We start from the raw sequence: 26,975 nt of genomic DNA, 5'->3' as shown, positions 1-26,975 counted from the left end.
ACAGACGCCGCCGCCGATGTCATGGTCCCCACCGACTGCCGCCTGGTGACACTCTGCTGTGGAGGCCACTACGCTCGGAAGGTGCTCACGGCGTCCGGGCTGAGCTGGCAGAACAGGTGCCCGGCGTGTGGCGCCTCGGGTAGTCGATCTCTGATTTGGGAGGCGTTGAATGGGCGATGTGCCGAGTCCTCTCGCGGACTTCATCGTCAGCGAGATCCGCCGCGCTCGCGGAGCGGCCGGGATGACGCAAGAGGCGTTCGGCCGGGCAGCAGGGTTCAGCGCTTCCCATGTCAGCGCAGTCGAGAGCGGCACCCGAGCGCTCACGATGGACCTGATCCGCGGAGCGGACCGCGCCTTCGGCAACGGCGGTCTGTTCGGACGCCTGGTCGGGAAGCTCGGCGCACCGTCGTGGTTCCTGCCGTGGCTGGACGCCGAACGCGGCGCGCGACAGCTTCGCCTCTTCGAGCCACTACTGATCCCGGGCCTTCTTCAAACCGAGAACTACGCGCACGTCGTGATGCGCTTGAACGACCTCATGTCGGCCACGGAGGTGGACCAGCAGGTGAGCGCCCGCATGAGTCGGCACAAGATCCTGACTGGCGACTCGCCGCCACAGGTGGTGGCCGTGCTGGATGAGTCCACACTCCGCCGCGCAGGCGAGGAACACGCCGGCATCATGGCCGAGCAGGTCGCCCACCTCATCGCCGTCGCCGAACTGCCCCACGTCCACGTGCATGTGATCCCGGCTGGCGCCGGCCTCCACATCGGGTTGTCCGGGCCGTTCGCGCTGGCGCGGGCGAGCGACGGGGCGTGGGTCGGGCACCTCGAAAATCAGCTGGGCGGGATCGTGGTCGACAGCGAAGATGGGCTACATACTCTTCAGGCGAGGTGGGAGAACGTCCGGAACGAAGCCCTTCCGCGCCGACAGTCCAACGAACTGATGAAGGAGGTACTCAGCCATCATGGACCTCACTAACGCCACGTGGCGCAAGGCCCAGCGCAGCGGTTCGTCGGGAGGCAACTGCGTCGAGGTCGCCGACAACCTGCCCGGAGTCGTCGGCGTCCGCGACAGCAAGGACCCTGCCGGCCCGGCCCTAACCTTCGGCCCGGCGGCCTGGCGGGCCTTCGTCGCTCACGTCGCCGCCCAGCAGTAACCGAGCCAACAGAGCATGCCTGACCCGGGCGGGTCGGGAAGCCTCGGTTCGTAGCAACAACGTGGTCGTCTTCGGCAGGAGGCGGTGAGCACCGACCGTTCTACGCACGCTCCCTCTGCCGGCGTTCGCCCTCGTGAGGTCACTGCGAAGGGCTCGGAGCGTCGTCCAGCAACGTCAGTGGTGTCCTTCCTTTACTCATAGCCACTCGCCCTGACCAGCAGCTCGGCGAGATCTTCCAGTTGGGTTGGTCGGGAAGACTGTCACCCCGGTTCACGTATAGGCCGGGCAGCGCCTCCAGCGAGGCCGACAATGCGTCGAGGAAGCGCTCCAGAGTCAGGTTCTCCCAGTCGTTCGGGTGACGCCGAAGGTCGTCGGCCATCTCATTGACGACTCGCGCCACATCGGCGCGGGACACGACCTGATCCAGGTTGCTGACGGCAGCGGAGCGGCCCGACTCGTAGGCATTGCTCATCCGAGCATGGTGCCTTCCCAGGCAGAGCCGAGCCGACCAGGGACCAGCTCCACGCTGTGTGGGACTCGCGGCGAAGTGGCTCTGCGGCCTGCGTATGGCCGCAGGAGTGATCCGCTGGCTTTCACCACCCCGATACTCGCAGCGTGATCAGCAACGATCCACGCGCCCCCTGGCTGCCGCGCGTGCCACACCCAGCCGACAGCTAAACATTGCCCATCTACATGGTCATCTTCTTCGTCCTGGGCCTCGTTAGCTTCGCGGCACACGGGCTGGCCGACGGCAGAGAAGCACTCGTAATCGCGAGCATCGTCTCGGGAGTGTTCTTCACATGCTTCCTGATCCTGTTCACGATCTACTGGACCGGATACCTGCTGAAGGGACACGCCATCTGGCCACTGCGACGTCGTCGCGATCAACGGGCCCAGCTACCGGCTCAAGAACCGCCTCACCGCCATCGACGGCCAAGCCAACGTCGCCTGAGCCCGGGCCAGGCCACGGTCAGGCCTGCCGAGGACGAAGGCCGCGGATCCTGGAGAAGACCAGCGCGTCAGCGCGACGGCCCGGAAAGACAGGAAGCTGCGCAGCACACCTTCCCGCTCGAAGGCAGCCGCGGTGAGAACCCGCCGGGACGCCTCGTTGTCCGGCTCCACCCACGCCTCCGGCTGCGGCCGAAGCATAAGCACGACCGAACCGAGCGCTTGATCAGTCACCGCATCAGCAATCGCAAGCGAGACGCCCTCACCACTGTCGATTCGACTCCACTGCCGAGCCCTAGGGGTGACCGTGGGCCAGGCGGGCACCTTCACCCGTTTTCCCCGATCCAGAGACGCACGATGGCCCGGAGCCCACCACGGAGGGCAGGGCTGGACTTGCCGAACGGGCTGACGCGTGCCGCTGGGGGCCGCAGGAGGGGAGGGAGTGGGAAGGGTGAGAGGTGAGGGGACCGGGCGGGGTTAGAGCTGCCTCCGGCGGGGGCCAGACGACTCCAGAATGGAGTTGCCGAACGGTTCCAGTGGGTGGGTGGTTGGGAAGCTGCCATCCCGCCCGCCACCGACCCAGGCAAGCCGAGCAGACCAGGGCCAAGGCGCCAAGGTCGTACGTCCGGTAGGGCGCTCCACGTTGTCGCCCCGGCCCTGGCCCGCTCCACCGAGGTGTGGGTCGGCGGCAGACAGTGATGGATCAGGAGATGACTGTGGGCGGCATGCCTGCTTAAGCTATGGCGTGCTCGTTGCCGAGGCTCCCAAAATCACTGACTGGATGCAAGCATGGGGAAGCATCGCGGGCGTCGTGATGTCCACTGCCGCAGTGTTCTTCACCGGCCTTCTGTTTCGCCATGAGGTAAGAGCGCGTCGCCGTGAGCAGCAAGACGCAGAGGCAGCCCAGGCTCGGCTCGTTGTTCCACGGATCGTTGACTACGCTGCGGGAACAGGCGGCTCAGATGAGCCGCGAATGATCGAAAAAGTGAAGTGGGAGGTAATCAACTACAGTGACGCTCCCATCTTCAGTGTTCGAGTCAGAATTACCTATCAAGACGTCTTTTCAATCCGCCTCTCTCAAACATTCGCAGTCGTAAAGGAAAGTTGTTCCGGCGTAGTTGAAGTCTCCCGACCGGTTGGGGTTGACGAACTCAAAGGGTTCGGTGTGACGGCCACCTTCGTTGATTGCAATGGTAAGACCTGGAGGCGTGCCGATCAGACATTGCCTGAGCGGACTGTACTCAAGCCTAACCCCCGATCGACAGACGTCGAAAGCTCGCCCCAGTATTCCGACGCCTATCGGAACCACAGGACGCGGCCTGATGGGGGCGGCGGCTTCTATGTATTCGTTGCCGTTATCATTCTCGGCCTGCTTACCTTGGTGTCTTTTACGACCTACTTGGCCCTGGCTACCTAGCAAGAATTTCTTGAGTAGCGAGCACGCCAACCGGGTGACGATTGTCGAACAGGGGCACTGCCGTGCGTGGACCTGGTGGACGGGTGAAGCTTCGACCAGTCGGCAGCACGGGTGGCTAGTTGGAGACGCGGGCGTGATCGGTAGGGCCCAATCACGGACGTTCATCGATGGTCACCACGGCTAAGAGCGCCTGCCACTCCAAGTCAGCGAATCGTGTTGGTTGACTGAGGTAAAGGGGTCGCGGGTTTGACATCCATAGGAGCATCGGGATGGCGGCGGAAAGCCGAAGCACTCTACGGCGATGCCGAACTCCAGCAACTGGTTACCACTCCGCATATTCCTCGTCTACAGGCCGCAACAACTTCTGGCGGGGTGGAACACTAATTAGGGTGTGCCTGCGGCCTGCCAGCATGTCCCGCACTCGGGACTCTTCTTCGCTGGTTGCGACTAAGACTTGCAGACCAACTCCCGAAACCTCAGCTAGACGGCGAATAAACGACACAAAGTCGGGATATTCGACCTCTTGCTGGCGCGGCTCGTCAAGCGCTAAGAACCCAAGATGGTTAGTCTCATACGAGCGACCCAACATGGCCAGCGATAGTAGATACGCCCAGATGGAACGGATCATGTCGCTTGCTGAGAGATCGAAGCCTAGATCGAATCCATCATGCGTCGGCCGGTACGTCTCCTCCGAGATCCGGATATCAGCCGAACTTAGCGACCGGAATCCGTAAAGGTCGAGTTGACGTTGGAAACTGGATCCCAGTTCACCAATCTTAGCCTTATCGGTTGGGCTTAGACGATCCCTACCGATTTCGCTCAACAGACGGCGATTCGTTGCCCACTGCGTCGCGATCCCCCGCAATACATCCTCGACGCCCTCCGCTTCATTTCGAAGCTTTTCGAGTGCCTGAAGTTGCGCTTCAAGCCGAATCCTGGCAGCAATTTCAGCAGGGGAAGGAGTGGACGATGGCGCCACGAGGCTGTCTTTAATGTCGCGAATCTGAGCCCTCGCCAGAGCAGCCGATTGACGCAAAGTCTGCACCCGCACACGCAGCGCGTCGGTGAGCCGATCCGCATCCTGCTGCATCGCTCTAAAACTGCGCACCTCTTGCTCAATGAAGGTGATATTCTGCTCTTCCGACATCGGATTCTCGGTGACATCAAATCCGTCAGGCAGGAATTGGTGACACGTGGGACAGTGGGGTTCCGAATCGAACACCTGCACATTACGCGATCCAAGGTCACGCAATACCGCCGCATCCTTATGACGCTGCAAATCTTCCTTGAGCGCCGACAGCCGGGTATTCAAGCTACTGGCCCTGACCTGCGAATCCTCGTACTCTTTAAGAGATTCGGAGAGAGCAACAGTTATTACGGTCAACTCCGTCTGAGCCGACGCAAGGTTTCTATCTAGACCCTCTTGGTCTTCTACTACCGTACGAAGCGGCAACGCTGACGCCTCTGCAAACTGCAGCCTAAGACGCCGGATCGCCTCATCCAAATCTACCCACTCACTCCCCGAAGGCATAAGTAGATCAAAGGTAACCGAATCAGGATCAGTTGGCGGGCGGGAGGTGAGCCCCCTTGACACCACCGAGGCTGCGGCAGCAGTGGTATTGACACGTTCTACGTGGCGCCGCCACTCTGACTCAATGTTTGTTGCCTCCGATTCAAGGCGCTGGCGCTGAAGAACTAGGCCGTAGGCGTCTAGGTCTAGGACAAATTCGGCGGAGCGCCGAACAACATCTCGAATTCCGAAGTAGGTAGGGATTCGTGCCTGCAACCCGAGCCAGCCATGCTTCTGCTCTACAAAAAAGTAGGGGAACAAACACTCTAAGTAGAGAAGACCTTCGCTACCGTCCGTGCGGGTGACGCGTGGTAGCTTCCAGCCTATGAAATCCGCGAGCCACCGATGAAATCCGGCCTCGTTCTGCGCCGCACCTCTGCGTCTGACGAAGTAGTCGCGCCGTTGCCCGATCCCGTCACCCGTCAGGCCCCTGCCCATTAGTACCTTCACAAGGCCGTTGCCTGAGTCGCGTCCCTTTACCGCGCGCTCAACGGTGGCAGCGTCGCCTCGCCCATTCTGGATCTCTAGGCGGACGAGCGAACGCCTAACATCCAGGCGCCGCCCTGACAACTCGATCGAGTCCGTCATAGCGTGAGGTAGCGGAACCTCTCGGCGTGGACTCAACATGCCCTCAAGACCAAGAGTGTATAAGAGCGCCTGGAGACAAGTCGATTTCCCGCTTGAGTTGTCCGCCCTTACGACATTGAGGCCCTGTTGAAAAGTAATGTCGGCGCCGAAGACAGGCCCAGACGTCTCCGCTCGAAGCTGAAGGGCGTTAACTTGAAGCAACCTACACCTCCAGCATTTCGCGTACGGACTTCTGTGAGATTGCCCTCGGCAGCTCCAACAAGAAGGACTTTTCACGTTGCATAACCAACTCGTTATGCTTAATCGCAGTCGCGAGCTCAAGTCCATCGCCTGTTAACGACACCGATGGCCCCTTCCAGACAGTAAGGCCGCAAGCGATAGCTAAGCCAATTGTTCGGGACATCGCGGGGTCGTAACGGACAACCGGGTCATCTGGCGCTTTCGAGCCATTGAACCAACGGATTGCCATACGCGCCATCTCTTCGGACCTGATGGCCGAAGTGAGGAAATGTATCTGTTCCAGGCTGGCCGTTTTCCCACGTGACCTGTCTAGGACCAAGACCAGTGCCGACAACCGCCAGCTGAGCCGTAGGTCCCCAGGAATTGGGTCGGGCCGAGGAGTGAAACGAACTACCCCGTCGGCACTCGCGAATGCCTCTTCGAGAATACCCACGGCTACACTCCCGCGCCGTCAAAATCGAGCGGGCATCGGATCAACCAATCCCCGATTGCCCCCCACGCCAGAGCTGTCGCTGCGTCCCCATCAAGAATTGGGACACCCTGGGAAAGTTTCGTCTCTAGATCGCGCACAATCTGAACAATGAGGCGCCCAGTGTGAGGTTCGCCAGAAGACAGGTACTCCATGTTGAGCCGCCGCTCAGTGCGGCTCTTAGTGCGTGAGGCGTCTTCCCACTGATCCGGGTACCGCTCTCGAAGCTTCTGCAGATAGTTCTCAGAATCCAGGTAGTGCGAAATTACCTCACCCACATAGCGTTCCCGCTGGCTGGCAACCGGAAAGAGTGGAGAGAGCTTTCGCTCAACCGTTTGGCGCATCTCAGTGTTTTCGTCCAGCCAGTCCCTCAAGCCATCTTCGGTCACAGGAGGCACGGAGATAAGCTCTTTCGGCCGGCTCAGCAGGGCAGACCTGGCTTCTTTAAACGCAGCGTCAGTTACCACCCGGACCCTGAAATCGCCGTCAAGGAACGAAAGATTCGTACCCAGGTACTCTGTGGCCTTCTGCTGAGCATGAAGGACGAGTTCTTTAGAATCGAAATATGGCACAAGGAAGAAATAGCAATTGAGCTTCACGTTACCTAGAAGCTTCTCGAATTCCTTCTTCTTGGTAATGAGCTTTCTCATATCGCGGGTGAGCTTATCGCGCTGATTCTCGTAGCGGTCAGCCACGCTGGCAGGCTCTTCGGCCGCATAGCATTGGAATGCATGCCCACTGAAGGTGAATGCCTCGATACCCAAATCTCCGCCGTGTCGTGCAGGCATTTCCTGCAACTGATCGGCACCGTAAGCCACACGGAGGAGCTGGATGCACCATCGTTCCCAGTCATTCGGATCCCAGGCTACTGGAGTGGTCACACGCCCCCCGCAAGCTCGGTTAGGATTTGTAAGGTGCACAAGAGCGTCCGACCCTAACTGATTCAAGCGCGTTAGGGAACCTTATTGTCGGCTTAACGTCGATTGCAGGGCTTGGAGTGGCCCCAACAATGCGCAAGTCCATCCGGATCGGATCATCCAACGGCAACTCCCTGAACGATCAAGATCAGGGCGCTGCCAGGGCGTCAGGGCGTCTGCAGGGCGTCAAACGGCGACCGATGAAGACCACTGACGCTCATAGGCGGCCGGAAACGTGGTCGCATCCTTGATCAAGGCTGCGACCACGCGGGCGACGGACGAGTCGACCTGTACGCCGGATTCTGTGCTCGGCGCGTACCCCGGAGGGTTTGCGCCGGCGGCGGCCATCCATCTCGGCCTGCCGTTGCCGGCAGGCTCCAGCGGCCTACCCGCAGACATCGGGCGGGCAGCCCTCAAGCGTCTGCGCCGGGTCGTCATCTTGCGGTGACGGCCCTTGCTTGGCCTTGCTCCGGGTGGGGTTTACCGAGCCACCCCGGTCACCCGGGGTGCTGGTGGGCTCTTACCCCACCGTTTCACCCTTACCGTCCCCCGAGGGGGTCGGCGGTCTGTTTTCTGTGGCACTGTCCCGCGGGTCGCCCCGGGTTGCCGTTAACAACCACCCTGCCCTGTGGAGTCCGGACGTTCCTCGGCGGCGGGCCGGAGCCCGCCGACGCGACCGCCCGGTCGACTCGTCCGTCGCGCTCTCATCCTAACGACGTACGGGCCGACGGTATTGCCGCCCTGCCCGGGCAAGATCGCGCAGCTCAGGGGCGGTGGTCCGGCGAATTCGTTCCAGGAGGCAAGGGCTAACCTCTGAGGGCTATGGATCTCCCCCACGCCGCGCTGCTGCTCGCCGCCGGTCTCGCCGCTGGCACGGTCAACGCGGTGGCCGGTGGTGGTTCCCTGATCACCTTTCCGGCGTTGATCGCGGTCGGGTTGCCGCCGGTGCCGGCGAACGTCAGCAACTCTGTCGCCGTGTTCCCCGGGTACGTGGCCAGCGTGGCGGGCAGCCGGGCTGATCTGCCGCGCCCGCGGGCGCTTGCCACTCTCGTGCCCACCACCTTGGTCGGCACGATCCTCGGGGCGCTGCTGCTGCTGGCCACGCCGGCCCGCGCGTTCGAGGTGGTCGTACCCTTCCTGGTGCTCGGCGCGACAGCGGTCCTGGCCTTCCAGGACCCGCTGCGCCGGCTGGTCGGTCACCCCCGCGACCTGTCGCCGCGTCGCCGGACGGTCGCGGTGCAGACGATGGTCGCGCTCGGCGCCGTGTACGGCGGCTACTTCGGCGCGGCCCTGGGGGTGATGCTGGTCGCCGGGTTGGCCCTGGTGTTGGACGCGACCCTGGCCCGGGTGACCGCGATCAAGAATCTGCTCTCCGCGGTGGTGGGGCTCACGACGCTTGTGGTGTTCGCCCTGTTCGGCCCGGTGAACTGGGCGGCCGTCGCGGTGGTCGCGCCGGCCACGCTGATCGGTGGGTACGCGGGTGCCCGGCTGGTCCGCCGGCTGCCGCCGGTGGTGCTCAAGACGCTGATCGTGGTGTTCGGCACGACGATCGGCCTCTACCTGCTCTGGCGCGCCCTGAACTGATCGGCGGGGCCGGAGCCCCGACGGTCGTCAGTACGCCTCGCCGACCGGCTCCTCTGCGGCGTGCTCGCTGTCGGCGGCGGCGCGGTTCCACCGGGACCAGAGCACCCGCTCGCCGTAGCCGGCGGCCATCACGTGCGCGAAGGCCAGGTAGACCAGCACACCGACGGTGAGCACTCCGAAGCCGACCCAGTACGGCAGCGACAGCGACTGCTCGGCGAGTTTGCCGGAGATGATCGGCGCGGGCGCGGCGGCACCCCAGCGGACGAGGTTGAACGCGCCGGTGGCCACCCGGCGGTCGCTGGAACCGAGGCCGAGCGCCAGGTCGGTGAGGTTGGCGTTGGCGAGCCCCATGCAGAGCCCGGCGAGCACCAGCACCACGAGCGTTTCGGCGGTGCTGGTCGAGGTGGCGAAGAGGACCATGCAGACCAGCAGCCCGGCGATGGCCACGCCGACGGTCTGCACCGCGCCGATCCGGTGGGCCAGCCGGTGGCCGATCACCAGGATGCCGGCGGCCAGGCCGAGCCCCCAGCCGGTGAACGCCAACCCCAGCGGGATGACGTCCAGGCCCAGGAAGAGCGGCGTGTAGCCGAGCACCACGAAGAACACGAAGTTGTACGTGCCGGTCACCACGCAGAGCACGATGAACGCCGGGCGGCGGTAGGTGGCGAAGATCTGGCCGAGGCGTACCGAGGGCTGCCGGTTGGTCGGCTCGCGCAGCTTGCGGGCGGCCACACCGAGGGCGAGGACCATGAACACGCCGCAGACGAAGAACGGCAGCCGCCAGCTGACCTCGCCGAGCAGGCCGCCGATCAGCGGGCCGACGGCGAAGCCCAGACCGAGGGCGGTCTCGAAGAGGCCTACCGCCCATTCCCGGTCGACGGCCAGGTTGACCAGCACCACCATGGCGGTGGCGAAGAACATCGCGTTGCCCAGCCCCCAGACGCCGCGCAGCACGGAGAGCTGCACGATGTTGTCGCTGAGCGAGGCGAGGATCGCGGCCACGCCGACCACGGAGACGCCGGTGATCAGCACCGGTTTGAAGCCGAACCGGCCGCTGGCGAGCGTCGCCGGGATCATGCCGAGTGCCATCACCGCGATGTACGCGGTGAACAGCAGCTCGACCTGCCAGGCAGTGACTCCGATCGCGTCGCCGATGGCCGGCAGGATCGGGTCGACGACGGCGATGCCGGCGATGGCGAGGAAGGCCACCAGTGTGGTGGCGTAGATGGCACTGCGGTTCGGTTCGGAACGCCGATCCACTCGGACTCCCAAGATAGCTGTATGATACAGGCACTTATCCTGTATCATACAGCTATGAGCGACGACCCCCACCGGGATGCCGAGGCCACCCCGGACGAGGCCACCCTCGGCCGGATCGAGACCGAGGTCGCCCTGCTGATGCGCTTCGGCGAGGCGACCCGGCGGGCCACCGGCACCGCCGAGCACCGGGTGCTCGACCGGGCGGCGTACGTCATCCTGCGCCACCTGGACGCCGCCGGCCCGCAGAACGTCTCCGCGCTCGCCGCCCGGCTCAACCTGGACGGCTCGACCGTGACCCGGCAGGTGTCCGCGCTCCAGCGGGACGGCCTGATCACCCGTACCCCGGACCCGTCCGACGGCCGGGGCACCGTCATCTCCCCCACCGCCGCCGGCCTACAGCGGATGGCGGCGGTACGGTCCGCGCGGACCCGGCTCTACGGCGACATGCTGGCCGACTGGACCACCGATGACCGAGAAACCCTGGCAGCCCTCCTGAGCCGCTTCAACCAGGCCCTGGTGAACCGCAACCGCCGCCGCTCCTAACCCCGCCCCACTGCCCGCTTACGGCCCGCCCGGTGACGGTCTACGGCCGGCTGGGTTTCAGGAGAGCGTCCGTCGCGCCCACGTGCGAAAGTCGGTGGTGGGCAGGCCGAGGGCGCGGGTCGTCTCCGGACGGGCGGGGCTCCCATTCTCGTTGATCTGCTCGACCGCGTTGGCCATGAAGGGCAGCATGCCGCGCTCGACGGCCTGCTGCGGGGTGAGGACGGGTGCGGTGATCTCCCGGCCGGAGATCTCACTCAGGATGGCCGCGATCTCGGTCATGGTGAGATGGTCGCTGGCCAGGTCGACGTCCAGGGCGTGGAACTTCCCCGGGTTCGTGAACGCGATCGCCGCGGCCTCCCCGATGTCGTCGACGGCGATCAACGGAAGTCGCGTGTCCGCCGCGAAGCCCGTGATGATCGTGCCGCTGGACCAGTCGCCGAAGAAGTAGGACTGGCCGACGAGGTTCTCCATGAAGGTCGAGGGCTTGAGGATGGTCCAGTGCGCGAAGCCAGCAGAGCGCACCATCTCGTCGATGGCCGCCTTACTCTCCCAGTAGTGCCTGTCCCACCGGCCCTCGGCCCATCCGGGCTGGTTGCGGTGGAAATCGCCAGCACCCGAGACGCTGCTGTGCACGACGTGCGACACGCCGGCCCGGCGCGCCGCCTCGACGACGTTGCGACCACGGGTCACCTCGGCGTTGCCCTGCATGTCCGTCACGTCCGGATACGGGATGGAGAACAGGCCGTCCATTCCGTCCGCTGCGGCGAACAGCGACTCCGCGTCGTCCAGGTCACCCTTGACCAGTTCGACGCCCCGAGCCCGCAGTGCCTGGGCGCTGTCGGCACCCGGATCGCGGACCAGGGCACGGACCGCGACGCCACGGTCTAGCAGCGCCCGTGCCGTTGCCCCGCCCTGGTTGCCCGTCGCACCGATGACGAGAACAGCCATGATTCCTCCTGAAAAACACGTGGGGTGTCCCCCACTTCTTGTCGTGAACAGGTCCACCGGACGGTGGGTGACGGCGTCCGCCGGGGTGTGGGCCGCGTCAGCGGCCCGTGCCGCACAGCGCCGTCTCGACGGTCTTGTTCACCGCGGCGAGCATCTGCTCGCTGGTCGGCAGGCCGGTCACGGCCACTACCGCGCTCCGGCCGTCCCGGGTGGCGAGGTTGCGGGTCTGGAAGCCCTGGATGTCGCCGCCGTGGCCCCAGGCGTAGCCGCCGCAGGGCAGCTCGTACCGGGCGACACCCAGCCCGTACGCGTACTCACCGGTCAGCTCGAACCCGGGCGCGGGCACGGTCGTCGTCAGGGCCGCCTGCTGCGCGGGCTTGAGCAACCTGCCGCCCACCAGCGCGTCGAAGAAGGTCCGCAGCTCGTCCGGCGTGGACACCAGTTGACCGGCTGCCCAGCCCAGCGACGGGTCCATCTCGGTGACGTCCACCCACGGCGTGCCCGGCGCCACCGAGACGTAGCCCTGCGGGTGGGTGCCGCGAAGACGCTGCTCCCCGACGCCCGGCCAGTAGGTGTCACGCAGCTTCAGCGGCCTGATGATGCGGTTGGTGATCTCCTCGCCGATCGGGCGTTCGGTGACCTGCTCGACGATGAGGCCGGCGAGGACGAAGTTGGTGTTGCTGTACTCCCACTTCTCGCCCGGCGCGAAGTGCGGTGCCTTGGTGAGCGCCGCGTCCACCCCCCGGCGCGGCTGGTAGTACGAGCGGCTCTTGTCGATCAGGTCCTGCGGCTTGGTGAACACCACGTCGTCGTAGTCCGGCAGGCCGCTCGTCTGTTGCAGCAACTGTCGTACGGTGATCCTGCTGCCGTCGTGGCCATTGCCGCGCACGACCCCGGGCAGGTAGTGCTCGACAGTGGCGTCGAGGTCGATGCGACCCTCGCCCGCCAACTGGAGGACGACCACCGCGGTGAAGGTCTTGGTGTTGCTGCCAATGCGGACCTGGCCGTCCCGGGGGACCGGGCGCCGCTTCTGGAGATCACTGACCCCGGCGGTGTAGTCGCGGACCCGCCCGTCGGCCCCCCGCACCGAGGCGAGCGCGCCGGGGAAGCCGCTCTCGTTGACCAGTCCGTCCAGGTGCCGCTGCACGGCGTCCCGCGGGCCGTCGTGCCGGCTGGACCCGGTGTCGGCGAACGCCGACGGGACGGCCAGGGCGGCGCCGACAAGGACGGCGGCCAACGCGGCGGCGGCCATCCGCACGGTTCGGCGGCGGCGGGAGGGATCGCTCGGTATCACGGACATATTGGCTCCTCGGTGTCGGAAACGCTTGCCCCTCAATGGTTCAAGGAGTCCGATACCTGGACGATCCCCCCTGCTGCCCACCTTTGGTACAGCCTGCACTACCTCAGCTGTTCGGTGATCAGTACCTGACGCCGTCGGAGGTGAGCCAGGGCATCGTGCCGCTCGGCTGGCCGTCCACTGTGGCTCCAGCGAAGGCGAGACTCGGTGCGAGGTGCCGATTGTTGTCGGCGGGGAAGTTCAACGTGGGCGTCGACACCTCGTCGAGTCGTTCCGTCTGCCGCGGCGACAACCGCACGTCCACCGCGTCCAGGTTCGCCTTCAGTTGGTCGAGGCGCCGCGCACCGATCAGCACCGAGCTCACGCCCGGTCGGGCACCCACCCAGGCCAGCGCTGTCGCCGCCGGTGTCACTCCGGCGTCAGCGGCCACCTCGTGCAGTACGTCGATGACCCGCCAGTCACGCTCGGCAGGGCCGCCCACCAGTGCGCCACGCTTCGTGTCCACGGAGTCGTTCCCACGGACGAACTTGCCGGAGAGCCAGCCGCTCTTGAGCGGACCCCAGGGCAGCACTCCGAGGCCGTGCTCGGCCGCCATCGGGACGAGTTCCCCTTCGACGGTCCGTTCGAGCAGCGAATACTCGGCCTGCAATCCGATCGCCGGCGTCCACCCGCGGAAGTGGGCGACGATCTGCGCCTCGGCTGCCTTCCACGCGGGCAGATCCGACAGGCCCACGTACCGGATCTTGCCGGCCGTGACGAGGTTGTCGAGGGCGCGCAGCGTCTCCTCGACCGGTACGCCCCGATCCCAGTTGTGCAGCCAGTAGATATCCAGGTAGTCGGTGCGCAGCCGGCGCAGCGACTCCTCCACCTGGGCCACCACGGCCTTGCGCCCGGCGCCGCCGCCGTTGGGATCGCCGATGAACAGGTTGCCGAAGAACTTGGAGCCGAGGACGATCCGGTCTCGCAGGCCCGGCCGAGAGGCCAGGTAGTCGCCGATGATCTTCTCGGAGTGGCCGTTGGTGTAGATGTTGGCGGTGTCGATGGAGTTGCCGCCACGTTCCAGATATTCGGTGAGGATCGCCTCCGACTCGGCGACCGAGGCTCCCCATCCATGATCCTCCCCGAAGGTCATGGTACCCAGGGTGTACGGGCTGATGCGCAGGCCAGAGCGGCCAAGAGTGACGAAACTGTTGAGTGGCATATGTCCAGTTTACAATCCGCAGGCGCCGGTAGGGGTAGATCGATACTGCCACCGCGTTGCCTGATCCTGCCAAGTTGGGCAGGATGAGCGCATGAGCGCGCTGCCCGAGATCCGCGACCTGGTGCGGCGCCACGCCGGGCGGCCGACGCCAGCCGGGCTTGGCCTGCACCGCAGCGACTCCCCCACCGAGCCGATGCCGGCCCAGACCGCGCCGACCTTCGCCCTGGTCGTGCAGGGCACGAAGCGCGCCGTCCTGGGAAAGCGCGTGTTCACGTACGGGTCCGGGCAGTTCATCGTCGCGTCCTTGGAACTGCCGGTGATCACCCACATCACCCGGGCCACTCCCGACGAGCCGTACCTGGTGCTGGGCCTGGCGCTGCGGCCGCCGCTGATCGCGGAGTTGCTGGTGGAGACGCCACCCGGGCGGGGCGAGCCGGCGGCCGGCATCGCGGTCAGCACCGCCGGCGACGACCTGCTCGACGCGCTGGTACGGCTGCTACGCCTGCTCGACCGTCCCCAGGACCAGCGCGTGCTCTGGGCGGGCCTGGAGCGTGAGGTGGTCTGGCGATTGCTGACCAGCGAGCAGGGTGGCACGGTCCGGCAGATCGGGCTGGGCGGCGGCAACATCGTGCAGATCGAGCGGGCGATCCGCTGGATCCGCGACCATCACGCCGACCTGTTCCGGGTCGAGGACGTGGCGCGCGTCGCCGGGATGAGCGTGACGTCCCTGCACCGACACTTCCGGGCGATCACCACGATGACGCCGATCCAGTTCCAGAAGGTCATTCGGCTCCAGGAGGCACGGTCTCGGCTGCTCGCCGAGCCCGGGGACGTGGCGGCCGTCGGGTTCGCGGTCGGCTACGAGAGCGCGTCGCAGTTCAGCCGCGAGTACCGCCGGCTGTTCGGGCTGCCCCCGGGCCAGGACGCCGCCCGCCTTGCCCGACTCGATCCCGCACAACTCGCCGACGGGTGACCCCCCTTTCGTCGATCATGGAGTTGTGGCGGTGGACGAATGGCGCGAGTCACCATCGACCGGGCACCACAACTCCATGATCGACCGGGGCGGGGGTCAGGCGACCGGCTCTCGGGTGGGTGTGGCGTCTCGGTTGGGGCCGGGGGTTACGCGGGGGTCGCCCTCGTCGGCGAAGTAGTCGTCCGGGGTGGTGCCGTCGACGCCCTCGGGTGCCTTGGCGGCCCGCAGGATCAGCGTCAGCAGGGCCGCGACCGCCAGATTGACGAGCACCGCCACGATGCCGACGTAGATCGTCTTGGGGGTGTCGAAGCCGAACTTCTCCAGAGGGAACGCCGAGCCGCCGAAGTGCTTCCGGGTCGGGCTGGCCACCTGGTAGAGCATCCACATGCCGAGCCCCATGCCGGCGGCCCAGCCGGCGATCAGCGCGGTCCGGTGGAACCAGCGGGTGTAGAGGCCCAGCGCCACCGCAGGGAGCGTCTGAAGGATGATCACGCCGCCGATGAGCTGGAGGTCGATCGAGAACTGCGGGTCGAGGAAGACGATGCAGGCCACCGCGCCGACCTTTACCACCAGTGAGGTGATCTTCGAGACGTTCGCCTCCTGCGCGGCGGTCGCGTCCCGCTTCAGGTACTCCTTGTAGATGTTGCGGGTGAACAGGTTCGCCGCCGCGATCGACATGATCGCCGCCGGCACCAGCGCGCCGATGCCGATGGCGGCGTAGGCGACCCCGGCGAACCAGTCCGGGAACTGCTGGTCGAACAGCAGCGGCACGACCGTGTTGTTGTCGACGCTGCCCTCCGTCGCCCCCGGCAGCGGCTTCACGCCAGCCGCGATGGCCATGTAGCCGAGCAACGCGATAAGCCCGAGCAGCAGACTGTACGCCGGCAGCGCCGACATGTTCCGCTTGATCACGTCGCGGTTCCGGCTGGCCAGCACGCCCGTGATGCTGTGCGGGTAGAGGAACAGCGCCAGCGCCGAGCCGAACGCCAGGGTGACGTACTGGAGCTGGTTGTTGCCGTTGAGCAGGATGCCGTCGTTCGGGTTCGGCGACGCCTGGAACTTCGCGTCCGCCGCGTCGAAGATCTCGCCCCAACCACCCAGCTTGTACGGCAGGTAGATGACCGCCACCAGGATCACGATGTAGATCAGGCTGTCCTTGACGAACGCGATGAGCGCCGGCGCGCGCAGCCCCGACTGATAGGTGTACGCGGCCAGGATGGCGAACGCGATGATGATCGGCAGGTGCCGGGCCAGGGTGCTGTCCCCCGTCACGCCCATTGTCTTGAGGACCGCCTCGATGCCGACCAGTTGCAGGGCGATGTACGGCATCGTGGCCACGATCCCGGTGATCGCGATCAGCAACGCCAGCACCGGCGAGTCGAACCGCCTGCGGACGAAGTCGGCGGGGGTCACGAACCCGTGCCGGTGCGATACCGACCAGAGTCGGATCAGCACCAGGAAGACAAGCGGGTAGACGACGATCGTGTACGGCACCGCGAAGAACCCGGCCGCGCCGGCCCCGAACATCAGCGCCGGCACCGCCACGAAGGTGTACGCGGTGTAGAGGTCACCGCCGACCAGGAACCAGGTGATCCAGCCGCCGAAGCTCCGCCCGCCCAGACCCCACTCGTCCAGGTGCGCCATGTCCTTCGGTGCCCGCCAGCGAGCGGCCACGAAGCCCATCGCGCTGACCAGCAGGAACAGCAGGGAGAAGACGATGATCTCGGTGAGGTGATCGCGCCACATCAGCGGGTCCTCCGCTTCTTCGTCATCTGGTAGACGAAGGTCGTGGTGGACACGCCGAGCAGGATCCAGGTCAGTTGCAGCCAGTAGTAGCGCGGGAACCCGAAGATCCGGGGCGCGTCGCCATTGAAGAACGCCGGGATCAGCGGCACCACGATGGGGATGAAGAGCAACCAGTTCCAGGGGCTGTGGTCCTTTGCCCTGGCCGGCGCCGGGGTGGGCGCCTCCGGTTCGGGTGCAGCCATCTGACACACCTCCGGGGAGTCGTGACACTCGATGTAACGGCCGGAGGCTACGACTTTGTGATCGCCGTCACTGTCCCCGTCTGGATAGCGCTGCGCCGAACGGCGTCCGCAGTGCGCCGAGCGGCATCGACGGACGTACCCGGTATGGACTGCCCCGGAGACGGCGTGGGGCCCGGGCGCGTACGCACCCGGGCCCCACAAGGGCAGATCGTCAGGTCACCGCTGGGCTGTCCAGAGCAACGCCCGGCCGAGCTGCGACTGCAGGCCCTTGGGGTGCAGTCGGAACGTCGGGTCGGTGCCGAACAGCACCACGCCGTTCCCGGTGCCGGAGACGGCCCGCACGATGCTGGCCTGGTTGGCCGCGGCGGCCTGCCCGTTGGCGCCGCCGGTGGCCCACCAGCCGGACAGCAGCGGGTCAGCGGCGTAGGACTGCTCGACCTGGACGTTGGCGCCCAGGTTGGTGAACCAGACGGGCTGGCTGATGAACGCGTGCGGGATGGCCGAGGTGGTGACCGGCCCGCCGTTGTTCACGATGTTTGCCACACCACTGGCCAGGCTCGGCGCCGCCGTGGCGGTCACGCTCAACAGCCCGGTGGCGTTGCCGAAGGACGCCCCGGGGGTGCCCAGGCCGACCACGCCGCCGCCTCGCGCCAGGAAGCTGTCCAGGGCTGCCCGGTTCTCGGCGGTCAGGTTCGTCAGGTTGACGTTGCTGGCAACAAGCAGCACGTCGACGTCGTTGGTCAGCGTGCCGGCCAGCGTCGCGGCGGTCACCGCACGCGCCTCGAAGCCCAGGGCGGCGAGGGTGTCCCGCTCCTCGACCGTGCCGATGTAGCCGACCACGACCCGGTCCAGCAGAGTGCCCCGCCAGCCCTTCGGCGCCTTCTCGAAGCTCACGCCGTGTGCCTTCACCTCGGCGCGGGCCAGCTTCTGGTTGGCCGTGGTGCCGGGGACGACGACCGACCCGTCCGCGAGCCGGTAGACCGCGACGTTCTTGCCCAGCAGCGAGTTCACCGCGAGCAGGTCGGCGGCGTCCCGCAGGTCCAGGCGCAGGTCAACCTTGCCGGCGGGCAGGGTGCCCTCGGCCCGCGCGTCGTACGTCCGCTCCAGGCGCACGCCGGGAAGGGTGTTCCACAGAGTGTCCACGGTGGCGCCCCAGGTCAGCCCCTGGCTCCAGGCGGCCGGGCCGGCGTAGAGGTCGTTCACCCGGTCGGTGATGTCCGCGCCCGGTTCGAGCAGCGAGTTGACCAGGCCGCGCTTGGGCTGGTGCATGTCGATGACGTACGAGCCGGCCTGGTAGGTCTTACCGCCGGCCTTGAACGCCTTCTTCGCCTGCCACACCCGGCCACCGCTGCCGATCAGCAGGTCGACCAGACGCGCCGCGGCGGGCTCGGAGCGCTGCCCGGTGCCGGTGGGGATGACGTACGAGCGGGGGAAGGTGGTGTTGTAGTTGTCCTCCGGACCCCAGCCCGGCACGTAGCCGTCGGGAATGTCGCGCAGCGGCTCACCGGCGAGGCCACGGCGGTAGACCTCGGCCTGGTCGTGCAGCACCTGCGCGCGGTGGTCCTGGATGTAGCGCAGCGACGTACGGATCGCCACCTCGTGCACGTCGGTGTTGATGCCGGAGCGACGGACCCGCTCGGCGGGGGTGAGGTTGGTGCCGCGCGGGTTCAGCGGCGCCTCGATGGTGTACGGGATGCTGCTCTGGAGCATGGCGAACGACGGCACGTAGATCGGCGGGAAGTCGTCCCACACGCCCGGCTCGTCGTCACGGAACGGAATCCGCGCCCGCTGGGTCTCGGGGTAGCCCAGACCGCGCAGGTCCTCCTCGATCGCCAGGGCGTTCGGCAGGCCGTGCTTGATGTACAGGTCGTACTCGTTGTTGACGTTGTGCGGCGGGGTGCTGGGGTGCAGCAGCGTCGGGTTGACGTACCCGTGCAGGTCCAGCGTGATGATCGGCTTGGTGTCGATGATCAGATCACGGATGATCCTGGTCTCGGGCTGCGAGACGATGGTGAAGTCGCGGTTGAGGTCGTAACCCGCCGAGTTGGGCCGGGTCCCGGCCACCCGTCCGTCCGGGTTCGCGGTGACGATGAAGACCAGCCGGTTGCGCTTGAGCAGCGCCGCCACCTCGGGGCTGCTGTCGGTGGCGAGGTCCTCGATGACCCGCAGCGCCGCGTCGGTGCCCTCCCACTCGTTGCCGTGCAGGTTGCCGTTGACGAAGAGCGGGGTCTTGTAACCGGCCAGGAGCTTGCGGTCCCGCTGCGCCCGGGCCGGATCGTCCTCGATGAGCTGCTTCCAGGTCTCCTGCTGCTGGGCCTCGGCGCGGCTCTCCGGCGCGGTCACGGTGACCGCGTACAGGTCGTAACCGCCGGCGGACTTACCGGCGACCCGGGCGGAGACCCGGTTGCTGGCCCGCTGGAGGGCGTTCAGCTTCGGCGCGATCTCGTCGTACGGGACGACACCGATCGCGATCGACGCGTCGGCCGGATTGTCCGGCCAGAGACGGAGCGTGTTCTGCTGCGGGTAGCCCCGAACGTCGGAGTGGCCGGGGCCGTGCTGCGGCGCGGGGTGCCCCGGAGTGGAGTGCCCCGGCTTGGCGGACGCCGGATTTGTCAGGGCCACGGTGGCGAGCAACGCGGTGCTCACCACCGTCACGGTGAGGCGGGATAGACGTCTCGTGGGCAACATGGACAGATCTCCTGTCGGGAGGTACGCAGGCGGACGCGCCGCGGGGCCGGAGACCAGCGGTGAAGGGGAACGCCCGTAGCGTGCGAGGAAGGGATGGACCCGGCGTCAGATGGAGCGTCGACAGGCTGCGCTGGCGACGCGCAGGAGGTCGATGTGACCCCGCTTCGTCAGGTATACGCTTCGCACAAACCGATCTTGGGTCGCGCACGCTCCACTGTCAACGGTTTCCGCCCTGGTAGGAGCCCCAGAGCTAAGACCCTCCCGCTAGATGGGAATTAGTCGATCTTGGCGAGGTGTGCGGTGTCGTTGACCGTGCGGACCGCGACCCCGCCGTCGGGCCACATGTCGAGCACCGAGATGCCGGCCGCGTCCAGGAAGAGTCGGTGCAGGAAACCGTCACCGGCGGCGAGCGCGTCGCGCAGCGCCAGCTTGATCGGCGAGACGTGGGAGACGACCACCACAGCCTCCGCGGGGTACGCCGTGGGCAGCGCGGCGATGACCCGGCGGATGCGCTCGGCCACCTGGGTGAACGACTCGCCACCCGGCGGGGCGATCCGGGGAGAGGCGAGCCAGGCGTCCATCTCGCCCGGCCACTGCTGGCGCACCTCCGCGAAGGTACGCCCCTCCCACTGGCCGAAGTCGCACTCGATCAGGTCGTCCTCGGTGCGGACCGGCACGTCGCCGAGCGCCCCGGCGATCGCCGCCGCCGTCGACGTACACCGGGACAGCGGTGAGCTGAGCACGGCCGCGACGGACGGGGCCAGCGCGGCGACCCGGGCGCCGGTGGCACGGGCCTGGGCCCGGCCACGCTCGGAGAGCGGCACGTCACCGCGGCCGGAGTAGCGGCGCTGCTCGGTGTACTCGGTCTCGCCGTGGCGCACCAGGATCAGCCGGGTGGCGGTGAAGCTCGGACGCGGCTCCCAGGAGGCCGGCGCGGTCGCCGGGTCGCTGCCGGTCGAGGCACCGCCGGCCGGTGCGCTGGCCGAGGCCGGGGCGCTGGCGGCAGCCGGCGGCGGTGTGGGTCGGCCGGCGGCGGCGTCCATCGCGGCGTTGGCGAGCGCGTCGGCGTGGCGGTTCTGGTCGCGGGGAATCCAGGTGAACCGGACAGCGGTGAACCGGCCCACCAGCGTCGCCGCCTGGGCGGCGAGCGGCCGCAGGCCGGGGTGCTTGATCTGCCACCGGCCGCACATCTGCTCGACCACCAGCTTCGAGTCCATCCGGACGTCCACCTCGCCGGCACCCAGCTCGGCGGCGGCCGTCAGCCCGGCGATCAGGCCCTGGTACTCGGCGACGTTGTTGGTCGCCGTACCCAGAGACTCACCGCGTTCGGCGAGCACCTCGCCAGTCTCCGAGTCGCGCACCACCGCGCCGTAGCCGGCCGGGCCCGGGTTGCCCCGCGACCCGCCGTCGGCCTCGACGACGACCACGCGCGGTGCCACGACCTACAGGCCCGACTCGTTGGTACGGACCATGATCCGTCGGCAGTCCTCGCAGCGGACCACGTCGTCCGGGGCGGTCTTGCGGATCCGGGCCAGGTCGGCGCCGGAGAGCTCCAGCCGGCAGCCGCCGCAGCGACCCGCCGTGAGCAGCGCGGCGCCCAGCCCGGTCTCCTCGCGGATCTTGTCGTAGAGGGTGACCAACTCGCCCGGAAGGTCGGCCGCGAGCGGCTGACGGGCCCCCCGCTTGAACTCCTCCTCCTTGGCGATCTCGGCCAGCGCGTCGTTGCGGCGCTGCTCGGTGGCGGCCCGCTTCTCCCGGGTGTCGGCCAGCCGCTGCTCCACGCCGTCCAGCACGCCCTGCGCGGTCTCCCGCTGCTCCATCAACTCCAGCTCGGCGTCCTCCAGGTCGCCCTGGCGCCGGTTGAGCGAGACCAGCTCGTGCTGGAGCGCCTCCAGCTCCCGGGCCGGGCCGGTGCCGGCGGCGAGCCGGTTCTCATCCTTCTCCTTGCGGGCCCGGACCTGATCGACGTCCTTCTCCAGGCGGGCGATGTCCCGGTCCAGGTCGTCGACCGCCACCTGGGCGCGGACCCGCTCGTCCTCCAGCGACGACAACTCCCGGGCCAGCGCCTCCAGCTCGGCCCGCTCCGGCAGCGACCGTCGACGGTGCGCGAGCTGGGCGAGGTTGGTGTCGATCGCCTGAAGGTCGAGCAGGCGGCGCTGGACCTGGGGGTCAGCCTTCACGGTCGGGCTCCTTGTCGTCCACAACGGGTGCGGCGGCGTGCACGGTCCACGGGTCGGTGTCCAGGTCGGACACCAGCGTCTCGACGCCCGGCGCCTCCCGCAGGAGGGCGGCCAGATCGTCCAGCCACGGTCGTTCGGTCGCCCAGTGGGCGGCGTCGATCAGGGCGGGACCATCGGCCGCGAGGTGCTCGCCGGCCGGATGGTGCCGCAGGTCGGCGGTGAGGAACGCGTCCACCCCGGCGGCGGTCGCGGCGCCGAGGAAACTGTCCCCCGACCCGCCGCTGACGGCGAGGGTACGAACCATACGCCCGGGATCCCCCGCCGCGCGAACTCCCCACGACGTGACAGGGAGCACGGCGGCGGCGTGCCGGGTCAACTCGGCCAGGGTCATCGGGCGGGGCAACTCGCCGATCCGGCCGAAGCCCCGGTCGTCGCCGTACGCGGCCGAACCGGGCGCGGGCTGCTGCAACGGGCGCAGCCCGGTCAGGCCGAACCGGGCGGCAAGGGCATCGGAGACGCCGGGGGACGCGACGTCGGCGTTGGTGTGCGCCACGTAGAGCGCCACCCCGGCCCGGATCAACTGGTGCACGATCCGGCCCTTGAAGGTCGTCGGGGCGACCGACGAGACGCCCCGCAGCAGCAGCGGGTGATGCGAGACGATCATGTCCGCGCCGACGGCGAGCGCCTCGGCGACCGTCTCGGGCACCACGTCGACCACACAGAGCACCCGGCGGACCGGGGCGGCCGGCTCCCCGAGCACGAGGCCGACCCGATCCCACTCCTCGGCCCAGACCGGCGGGTAGCGCCGTTCCAGCTCGGCGACCACGTCGGTCACCGAGGGGGCGGATACGCATACGCTCACGGCGGCCCAGCTTACCGGCGCGATGGCGGTCCGGCGGCGACGCCCGGCCGGACCGGTCGGGCGACCCGCCGGACGCGACCGTCGAGCGCTCAGGCCGCGCGGTACGCGACGGTACGCAGCGCGGCCAGCGGCAACTGCCAGGGGAACATGTGCAGGTGCTGCTCACCCGTCCCGGGAGGGTGCAGGGCGACGACATGATCACCGAAGAGCATCGTGACACCCCAGTCGGCCAGCCGGGCCACGCCGGCCCGGAACGCCGGGTGGGCGGCCATCGCGACGTTGGTGTACGGCACCGCCACGATGGGCAGGCCCTTGCCCTGCGCCTCGACCAGCAACCCGAGGGCGAGAGTGTCCGCGATCCCGGCCGCCCACTTGTTGACCGTGTTGACGGTCGCCGGGCAGACGATCATGGCGTCGGCCGGTGGTAGCACGTCCGGGTCACCGGGGCTCTTGTAGTGCGTTCGCACGGGATGCCCGGTCTGGTGGGTCAGTGCGGACTGGTCGACGAACTTGGCGCCGTCGGGTGTGGTGACCACGCAGACATCCCAGTCGTCCTGCTGGGCCAGGTCGACCAGACGCCCGACGTGACGGGCCAGCGGCGAACCGCAGGCGATGACATAGAGCACCGCGCGGTGCTCGCTGGTGCGCTGTCCGCCGGCCATCAGACCGGCTCCGCGCTCATACCCCTACTCCCATGTGCTCAGCCAACTCCGCTACCGGAGAAGGCGGCGCACCACGTGTGCGACGAAGGATGTCCGACATGACCTCGTGGGCGATCGGCCGGCAGCGGATCTCCGACGGCGCGAGCCGATCGCCGAGCAGCAGCATCTCGCCGGCGTTCGCCACGTCGCCGATCTGCGCGTACCCCCGGGCGATGTCGAGCAGGTGGTGGGCGCGGCGTTCGGGCAGCAACGCGTTGAACAGGGGCTCCGAGATGCGCAGTTGGTGCACCTCCACCGCACGGCCCCCGTCGCCCAGCTCCACCGCGGCGGCGGCCCGGTGCAGCTCGACGTTGGTCGGGCCGAACGACGTCCAGTAGTGGTTCTGGTCGCTGCCGAGCAGCGTCGCGGCCTCCTCCGCGCAGTTGATCAGGTCGTCGACGCTGGCCGAGTCACCGATCCGGGAGGCGGCCATCGCGCCCTGGAGCAGCAGCATCCCGTAGACCGAGAGCCGGGCCGGGGAGACCTCGTTGCTCCCGCCGGGCGCCAGCCGGTTGGCGATCTGGACGTTCAACTCCAGCGCCGGACGGGCCCGGCCCATGGCGACCAGGGCGTTGCAGACCCGGGTGGTGGCGATGCCGGCCAGCAGCGGGTCGTCGGCACGCTGGGCCACCGCCATCGACCGGTCCGCGGCCAGCCAGGCCAGCTCGCACTCGCCGAGCTTGCGTAGCACCGAGGAGGCGATCTGGTAGACCTGCCCGAGCAGATGGGCCGCCTCCGGGGCCTGCGCGCCGTCGTAGGCGGCGTCGGCCGCCTGGGCGTCGCGCAGCAGCTTCGGCAGCGCCCGGGTGAGCATTCCGTAGCGGCCGTACTGGTAGGTGAGCCAGGCGTGGTTGACGGCCTTGCGCATGTCGTCCAGCGGGGGCGGGCAGGGCGCCGCGTCGAAGTAGGCGCTCATCGAGTCGTACCGCTCCAGGGCCGCCCGGATCTCCTGCACCTCGACCTGGTCGATGCAGTTCAGCGCGTCCGTACGCCGCTCCGGATCCCTGCCCATCAGCAGTTGCACGTCCATCTGGAGGATGTCGGCGATCTCGTAGAGGACCGAGAACTTGTCGAGCCGACGGACGCCACGCTCGACCTTGTCCACCCAGCTCTTCGACTTGCCCAACCGGTCGGCGAAAACCTGCTGCGACATCTTGCGTCGGCCCCGCCAGTAGGCCACTCGCCGCCCTATGGGTAGCTCGTCCATCTCCCCATCCCCTCCCCTGCCGCCACCGTCCCATCGGGACGGAGCGATGTCCGCGGGTGCGGCGGTCCAACGTGCTCTTCAGGTTTCCGCTGGTCGCACAGCCTGTACGTCAGCCGGATAGCCAGTCCTCGTACTTTTCGTGCAAGTTGCACGAGCCGTTCGTCAACCTCAACGATCGCGGGTTACGGCAGTGACGGTGCTCGACATGCGACCTGGCGTTCGCCAGGCCCGACGAGGGGAGATGACACAACATGTGGCGTAACGTCGGACCGCGCGTCGCCGAACTGTCGCCGTTGGAACGGGTCCGGCTGCGCCGGGTCGCCATCCGGTACGCCGTACACGGATGGGAGGTCACCCCCGGCGCCTGCCTGGCCCGCAGCCGGTTCGTGTGCGGCCGGGCCGGCTGTCCCACCGTCGGCTGCCACCCCGCCCTGGAGAACTGGGAGTTGGCCGCGAGCGCCGACCCGGCCCGGGTGGCCACCTGGTGGCGGACGCGCCCACACGGCGTGCTGCTGCCCACCGGGCGGGCCTTCGACGTGCTGGAGGTGCCGGCCCACCTCGGTCGGCACGTGCTCGACGCGGTGCGGACCCACCCGGCCGGCACCGGCGTACGCGGGCCGGTGCTGGTCACCCCGACCGGTCGGTGGATGTTCCTGGTACGCCCCGGCGATCCGCTCCGACCGGAGTTGGAGCACTGTTTCCACGTGGTCCGGCACGGGCCGGGCTCGTGGATTCCGGCACCGCCGACCCGGCTGCCCGAGGGGACGGTCCGCTGGGCGGTCGCCCCGGAGCAGGCCCGGTGGCAGCTTCCCGACTCCTACCTGGTGCAGAACACGTTGATCGAGGCGCTGCGCGCCACCGGGGTGACGCTCACCCTCGACCTGCTCCCCGGCCACCTGCCGCTGCCGCGCCGGGGCATGTGAACCGGTCCGCCGCGGCCATGTCGGGGCATGTGAGCCGGCGCACCGCGGCCGTGTCGGGGCATGTGAGCCGGTCCGCCGCGGCCGTGTCGGGTCGCTGGGCCGGTCCGGGCCACCGACCCGATCCGGTGACCGACAGCGTCGCCGGGGCGGCGGTCCTCGTTGAGCAGAGGGACAGCGACCAAGGGACAGCGCGAACGCGCGCCATGATCGGGGGAACGATGTCCACGGACGACAGAGCGCCGCATCCCGGCGGTACCGAGCCGCCCCGCCGCAGCCACCCCGGGCACCGCTGGGCCGGCACCCGGCCCGCCGGCTCCCGCCCCGGCCGCCCCCGCCCCACCGGCACCCGCCCCGCCGGCACCCACCGCCCGGTACGCTAGCCCGTCCCCCCTCCCCCGCGATCTTGCACTTCCTGCCCCGACAATCACCGCATTCCAGACGAACCAGCGACCAAAACTGCAAGATCGCGGCTGGTGGGGCGGGGTCGTGGGGCGGCGCGGGTCGTGGGGGGCGCGGGGACGACGTTGGGCGGGGTGGGTGGGGTGGCGTGGGGGTGGGGTCAGTCTGTTAGCGGGAGGGTGGCGGAGTTGTACTGGCGGGCGTTGTCGGTGATGACCGCGTGGGTGTGGTTGGCGCGGCGGTCCAGCCAGCCGATTCCGGCGGTTCCCATGGCCAGGGCTGCGGTGGCGTAGGCGTCGGCGATCCCGAGGTCGGTGCCGACCACGGTCACCGAGCGCAGCCCGTCGGCCGGTGCGCCCCGGCGCGGGTCCAGCACGTGCCGACCCCGCTCGTAGACGCCGGAGGTGGCGACGGCCAGGTCCGTGCCGGCGAGCACCAGGCAGGTCGCCATCTCGTCCCACGGGTGCCGGATGCCGATCCGCCACGGCTCCCCCGCCGGAGACAGACCGCGTACGCGCACGTCGCCGCCGGCGTTGACGCAGTGGTTGCCCGCTCCGGCGGCGAGCAGCCGATCAGAGGCGACCTGCGCCGCCCAGCCCTTCACGAAACCAGACGGGTCGAGCCGGCCGGTGGCGTACGCGTCGAAGAACCCGTCGGTGTCGCCCCACAGGTCGGCGCACGCCTCCAACACGAACCGCAGCTCCGCCGACGCCTCGGAGAGCAGCACCTCGCCCCGGTCGAAGCGGCACACCTCGCTGTCGTCCCGGTACGTGCTGAACCGGGCGTCCACCTCGCGCATCCAGGCGAAGACGTCATCGGCCAGCTCGTGCAGGCGCGCGGGCGGCAGGTCGTCGGCGAGGTCCACGGTGATCGCCGTACCCATGATCTGCTCGACCCGGCACAGCCCGGGTCGGGTCG

The 26,975-nt window shown here is 68.0% G+C and carries 24 protein-coding genes and 1 other RNA gene; 7 read left to right on the top strand and 18 right to left on the bottom strand.

Features of this window, described 5'->3' with window-relative positions; translation table 11 throughout:
* The first annotated feature begins 169 nt into the window (after positions 1 to 169).
* The gene (locus ABZ808_RS27635) at positions 170 to 976 is read left to right on the top strand and encodes a helix-turn-helix transcriptional regulator (RefSeq protein ID WP_306273730.1); all 807 of its coding nucleotides are present in this window, start codon (positions 170 to 172) and stop codon (positions 974 to 976) included.
* Entirely contained in the window at positions 963 to 1,154 is a 192-nt protein-coding gene (locus ABZ808_RS27630) for a DUF397 domain-containing protein (RefSeq protein WP_357011941.1), read from the top strand. The genes ABZ808_RS27635 and ABZ808_RS27630 overlap by 14 nt, the downstream gene beginning before the upstream one ends.
* Positions 1,155 to 1,293: 139 nt before the next feature.
* On the opposite strand, the gene ABZ808_RS27625 is transcribed toward ABZ808_RS27630, so the two are convergent.
* The gene (locus ABZ808_RS27625) at positions 1,294 to 1,626 is read right to left on the bottom strand and encodes a hypothetical protein (RefSeq protein WP_357011938.1); all 333 of its coding nucleotides are present in this window, start codon (positions 1,624 to 1,626) and stop codon (positions 1,294 to 1,296) included.
* Positions 1,627 to 2,847: 1,221 nt separating this feature from the next.
* On the opposite strand from ABZ808_RS27625, the gene ABZ808_RS27620 reads away from it, so the two are divergent.
* On the top strand, positions 2,848 to 3,519 hold the full coding sequence (locus ABZ808_RS27620; RefSeq protein ID WP_357011936.1) for a hypothetical protein: 672 nt from the start codon (positions 2,848 to 2,850) through the stop codon (positions 3,517 to 3,519).
* A gap of 322 nt (positions 3,520 to 3,841) precedes the next feature.
* On the opposite strand, the gene ABZ808_RS27615 is transcribed toward ABZ808_RS27620, so the two are convergent.
* The 3 genes from ABZ808_RS27615 to rnpB all read right to left on the bottom strand — a co-directional run bounded on the left by ABZ808_RS27615 (position 3,842) and on the right by rnpB (position 7,995).
* Entirely contained in the window at positions 3,842 to 5,677 is a 1,836-nt protein-coding gene (locus ABZ808_RS27615) for a hypothetical protein (protein WP_357011934.1), read from the bottom strand.
* A gap of 675 nt (positions 5,678 to 6,352) precedes the next feature.
* A complete protein-coding gene (locus tag ABZ808_RS27610; protein ID WP_357011932.1) occupies positions 6,353 to 7,204 on the bottom strand; it encodes a hypothetical protein in 852 nt (283 codons plus the stop codon).
* A 374-nt stretch (positions 7,205 to 7,578) separates the two neighbouring features.
* An RNA gene (gene rnpB, locus ABZ808_RS27605) (RNase P RNA component class A) lies at positions 7,579 to 7,995 on the bottom strand.
* 130 nt (positions 7,996 to 8,125) lie between these two features.
* Between rnpB and ABZ808_RS27600 the strand changes: the two genes are divergently transcribed.
* Positions 8,126 to 8,887, top strand: coding sequence for a sulfite exporter TauE/SafE family protein (locus tag ABZ808_RS27600; protein WP_357011930.1), 762 nt, complete (start codon positions 8,126 to 8,128; stop codon positions 8,885 to 8,887).
* 27 nt (positions 8,888 to 8,914) lie between these two features.
* Here ABZ808_RS27600 and ABZ808_RS27595 read toward each other — a convergent pair whose 3' ends face one another.
* A complete protein-coding gene (locus ABZ808_RS27595; protein WP_357011928.1) occupies positions 8,915 to 10,147 on the bottom strand; it encodes an MFS transporter in 1,233 nt (410 codons plus the stop codon).
* A 54-nt stretch (positions 10,148 to 10,201) separates the two neighbouring features.
* Between ABZ808_RS27595 and ABZ808_RS27590 the strand changes: the two genes are divergently transcribed.
* Positions 10,202 to 10,690: a MarR family transcriptional regulator gene (locus tag ABZ808_RS27590; protein WP_357011926.1), complete on the top strand. Its 489-nt coding sequence runs from the start codon at positions 10,202 to 10,204 to the stop codon at positions 10,688 to 10,690.
* A gap of 57 nt (positions 10,691 to 10,747) precedes the next feature.
* On the opposite strand, the gene ABZ808_RS27585 is transcribed toward ABZ808_RS27590, so the two are convergent.
* From ABZ808_RS27585 to ABZ808_RS27575, 3 genes are all read right to left on the bottom strand, one after another.
* A complete protein-coding gene (locus tag ABZ808_RS27585) occupies positions 10,748 to 11,638 on the bottom strand; it encodes an NmrA/HSCARG family protein (RefSeq protein ID WP_357011924.1) in 891 nt (296 codons plus the stop codon).
* 97 nt (positions 11,639 to 11,735) lie between these two features.
* Positions 11,736 to 12,938 (bottom strand): serine hydrolase domain-containing protein, encoded by a 1,203-nt coding sequence (locus tag ABZ808_RS27580; protein ID WP_357011921.1) that lies wholly within the window; start codon positions 12,936 to 12,938, stop codon positions 11,736 to 11,738.
* Positions 12,939 to 13,056: 118 nt separating this feature from the next.
* Positions 13,057 to 14,067, bottom strand: coding sequence for an aldo/keto reductase (locus tag ABZ808_RS27575; RefSeq protein WP_357011919.1), 1,011 nt, complete (start codon positions 14,065 to 14,067; stop codon positions 13,057 to 13,059).
* A 160-nt stretch (positions 14,068 to 14,227) separates the two neighbouring features.
* Here ABZ808_RS27575 and ABZ808_RS27570 point away from each other — a divergent pair, with 160 nt between their 5' ends.
* Entirely contained in the window at positions 14,228 to 15,109 is an 882-nt protein-coding gene (locus ABZ808_RS27570) for an AraC family transcriptional regulator (protein ID WP_357011917.1), read from the top strand.
* 96 nt (positions 15,110 to 15,205) lie between these two features.
* Here the strand turns inward: ABZ808_RS27570 and mctP are convergent, their stop codons facing one another.
* The 9 genes from mctP to ABZ808_RS27525 form a co-directional block, all read right to left on the bottom strand.
* A complete protein-coding gene (gene mctP, locus ABZ808_RS27565; RefSeq protein WP_357011915.1) occupies positions 15,206 to 16,855 on the bottom strand; it encodes a monocarboxylate uptake permease MctP in 1,650 nt (549 codons plus the stop codon).
* Positions 16,855 to 17,097 carry a DUF3311 domain-containing protein gene (locus tag ABZ808_RS27560; RefSeq protein WP_357011913.1) on the bottom strand — a complete coding sequence of 81 codons (243 nt, stop codon included), beginning with the start codon at positions 17,095 to 17,097 and terminating at the stop codon, positions 16,855 to 16,857. Before ABZ808_RS27560 ends, mctP begins: the two co-directional genes overlap by 1 nt.
* A gap of 216 nt (positions 17,098 to 17,313) precedes the next feature.
* On the bottom strand, positions 17,314 to 19,743 hold the full coding sequence (locus ABZ808_RS27555) for a M14 family zinc carboxypeptidase (RefSeq protein ID WP_357011911.1): 2,430 nt from the start codon (positions 19,741 to 19,743) through the stop codon (positions 17,314 to 17,316).
* A 147-nt stretch (positions 19,744 to 19,890) separates the two neighbouring features.
* Complete coding sequence (locus ABZ808_RS27550) at positions 19,891 to 19,971, bottom strand: putative leader peptide (RefSeq protein WP_357012022.1); 81 nt, start codon at positions 19,969 to 19,971, stop codon at positions 19,891 to 19,893.
* An 89-nt stretch (positions 19,972 to 20,060) separates the two neighbouring features.
* On the bottom strand, positions 20,061 to 21,224 hold the full coding sequence (locus ABZ808_RS27545) for a bifunctional RNase H/acid phosphatase (protein ID WP_357011909.1): 1,164 nt from the start codon (positions 21,222 to 21,224) through the stop codon (positions 20,061 to 20,063).
* A gap of 3 nt (positions 21,225 to 21,227) precedes the next feature.
* Positions 21,228 to 21,965 carry a C4-type zinc ribbon domain-containing protein gene (locus tag ABZ808_RS27540; RefSeq protein ID WP_357011907.1) on the bottom strand — a complete coding sequence of 246 codons (738 nt, stop codon included), beginning with the start codon at positions 21,963 to 21,965 and terminating at the stop codon, positions 21,228 to 21,230.
* Positions 21,955 to 22,791 (bottom strand): Nif3-like dinuclear metal center hexameric protein, encoded by an 837-nt coding sequence (locus ABZ808_RS27535; protein WP_357012020.1) that lies wholly within the window; start codon positions 22,789 to 22,791, stop codon positions 21,955 to 21,957. The genes ABZ808_RS27540 and ABZ808_RS27535 overlap by 11 nt, the downstream gene beginning before the upstream one ends.
* 125 nt (positions 22,792 to 22,916) lie before the next feature.
* The gene (locus tag ABZ808_RS27530; protein ID WP_357011905.1) at positions 22,917 to 23,489 is read right to left on the bottom strand and encodes a flavoprotein; all 573 of its coding nucleotides are present in this window, start codon (positions 23,487 to 23,489) and stop codon (positions 22,917 to 22,919) included.
* A 16-nt stretch (positions 23,490 to 23,505) separates the two neighbouring features.
* Positions 23,506 to 24,735: a helix-turn-helix domain-containing protein gene (locus ABZ808_RS27525; protein ID WP_357011903.1), complete on the bottom strand. Its 1,230-nt coding sequence runs from the start codon at positions 24,733 to 24,735 to the stop codon at positions 23,506 to 23,508.
* A 251-nt stretch (positions 24,736 to 24,986) separates the two neighbouring features.
* On the opposite strand from ABZ808_RS27525, the gene ABZ808_RS27520 reads away from it, so the two are divergent.
* Positions 24,987 to 25,658 carry a bifunctional DNA primase/polymerase gene (locus ABZ808_RS27520; protein WP_357011900.1) on the top strand — a complete coding sequence of 224 codons (672 nt, stop codon included), beginning with the start codon at positions 24,987 to 24,989 and terminating at the stop codon, positions 25,656 to 25,658.
* A gap of 559 nt (positions 25,659 to 26,217) precedes the next feature.
* Here ABZ808_RS27520 and ABZ808_RS27515 read toward each other — a convergent pair.
* A complete protein-coding gene (locus ABZ808_RS27515; RefSeq protein ID WP_357012018.1) occupies positions 26,218 to 26,940 on the bottom strand; it encodes an FAD:protein FMN transferase in 723 nt (240 codons plus the stop codon).
* Positions 26,941 to 26,975 lie beyond the last annotated feature (35 nt).

This window comes from Micromonospora sp. NPDC047527 (genome assembly GCF_040643015.1).
Lineage (GTDB): Bacteria > Actinomycetota > Actinomycetes > Mycobacteriales > Micromonosporaceae > Micromonospora.
This window is presented reverse-complemented; position numbering and strand designations above follow the sequence as displayed.

Excerpts from the sequence above, each read along its gene's own strand:
- ABZ808_RS27635 (WP_306273730.1), top strand. The coding sequence starts at position 170 with ATGGGCGATGTGCCGAGTCCTCTCGCGGACTTCATCGTCAGCGAGATC.
- ABZ808_RS27630 (WP_357011941.1), top strand. The coding sequence starts at position 963 with ATGGACCTCACTAACGCCACGTGGCGCAAGGCCCAGCGCAGCGGTTCG.
- ABZ808_RS27625 (WP_357011938.1), bottom strand. The coding sequence starts at position 1,626 with ATGAGCAATGCCTACGAGTCGGGCCGCTCCGCTGCCGTCAGCAACCTG.
- ABZ808_RS27615 (WP_357011934.1), bottom strand. The coding sequence starts at position 5,677 with ATGACGGACTCGATCGAGTTGTCAGGGCGGCGCCTGGATGTTAGGCGT.
- ABZ808_RS27600 (WP_357011930.1), top strand. The coding sequence starts at position 8,126 with ATGGATCTCCCCCACGCCGCGCTGCTGCTCGCCGCCGGTCTCGCCGCT.
- ABZ808_RS27590 (WP_357011926.1), top strand. The coding sequence starts at position 10,202 with ATGAGCGACGACCCCCACCGGGATGCCGAGGCCACCCCGGACGAGGCC.
- ABZ808_RS27585 (WP_357011924.1), bottom strand. The coding sequence starts at position 11,638 with ATGGCTGTTCTCGTCATCGGTGCGACGGGCAACCAGGGCGGGGCAACG.
- ABZ808_RS27580 (WP_357011921.1), bottom strand. The coding sequence starts at position 12,938 with ATGTCCGTGATACCGAGCGATCCCTCCCGCCGCCGCCGAACCGTGCGG.
- ABZ808_RS27575 (WP_357011919.1), bottom strand. The coding sequence starts at position 14,067 with ATGACCTTCGGGGAGGATCATGGATGGGGAGCCTCGGTCGCCGAGTCG.
- ABZ808_RS27570 (WP_357011917.1), top strand. The coding sequence starts at position 14,228 with ATGAGCGCGCTGCCCGAGATCCGCGACCTGGTGCGGCGCCACGCCGGG.
- mctP (WP_357011915.1), bottom strand. The coding sequence starts at position 16,855 with ATGTGGCGCGATCACCTCACCGAGATCATCGTCTTCTCCCTGCTGTTC.
- ABZ808_RS27560 (WP_357011913.1), bottom strand. The coding sequence starts at position 17,097 with ATGGCTGCACCCGAACCGGAGGCGCCCACCCCGGCGCCGGCCAGGGCA.
- ABZ808_RS27530 (WP_357011905.1), bottom strand. The coding sequence starts at position 23,489 with ATGGCCGGCGGACAGCGCACCAGCGAGCACCGCGCGGTGCTCTATGTC.
- ABZ808_RS27525 (WP_357011903.1), bottom strand. The coding sequence starts at position 24,735 with ATGGACGAGCTACCCATAGGGCGGCGAGTGGCCTACTGGCGGGGCCGA.
- ABZ808_RS27520 (WP_357011900.1), top strand. The coding sequence starts at position 24,987 with ATGTGGCGTAACGTCGGACCGCGCGTCGCCGAACTGTCGCCGTTGGAA.
- ABZ808_RS27515 (WP_357012018.1), bottom strand. The coding sequence starts at position 26,940 with ATGGGTACGGCGATCACCGTGGACCTCGCCGACGACCTGCCGCCCGCG.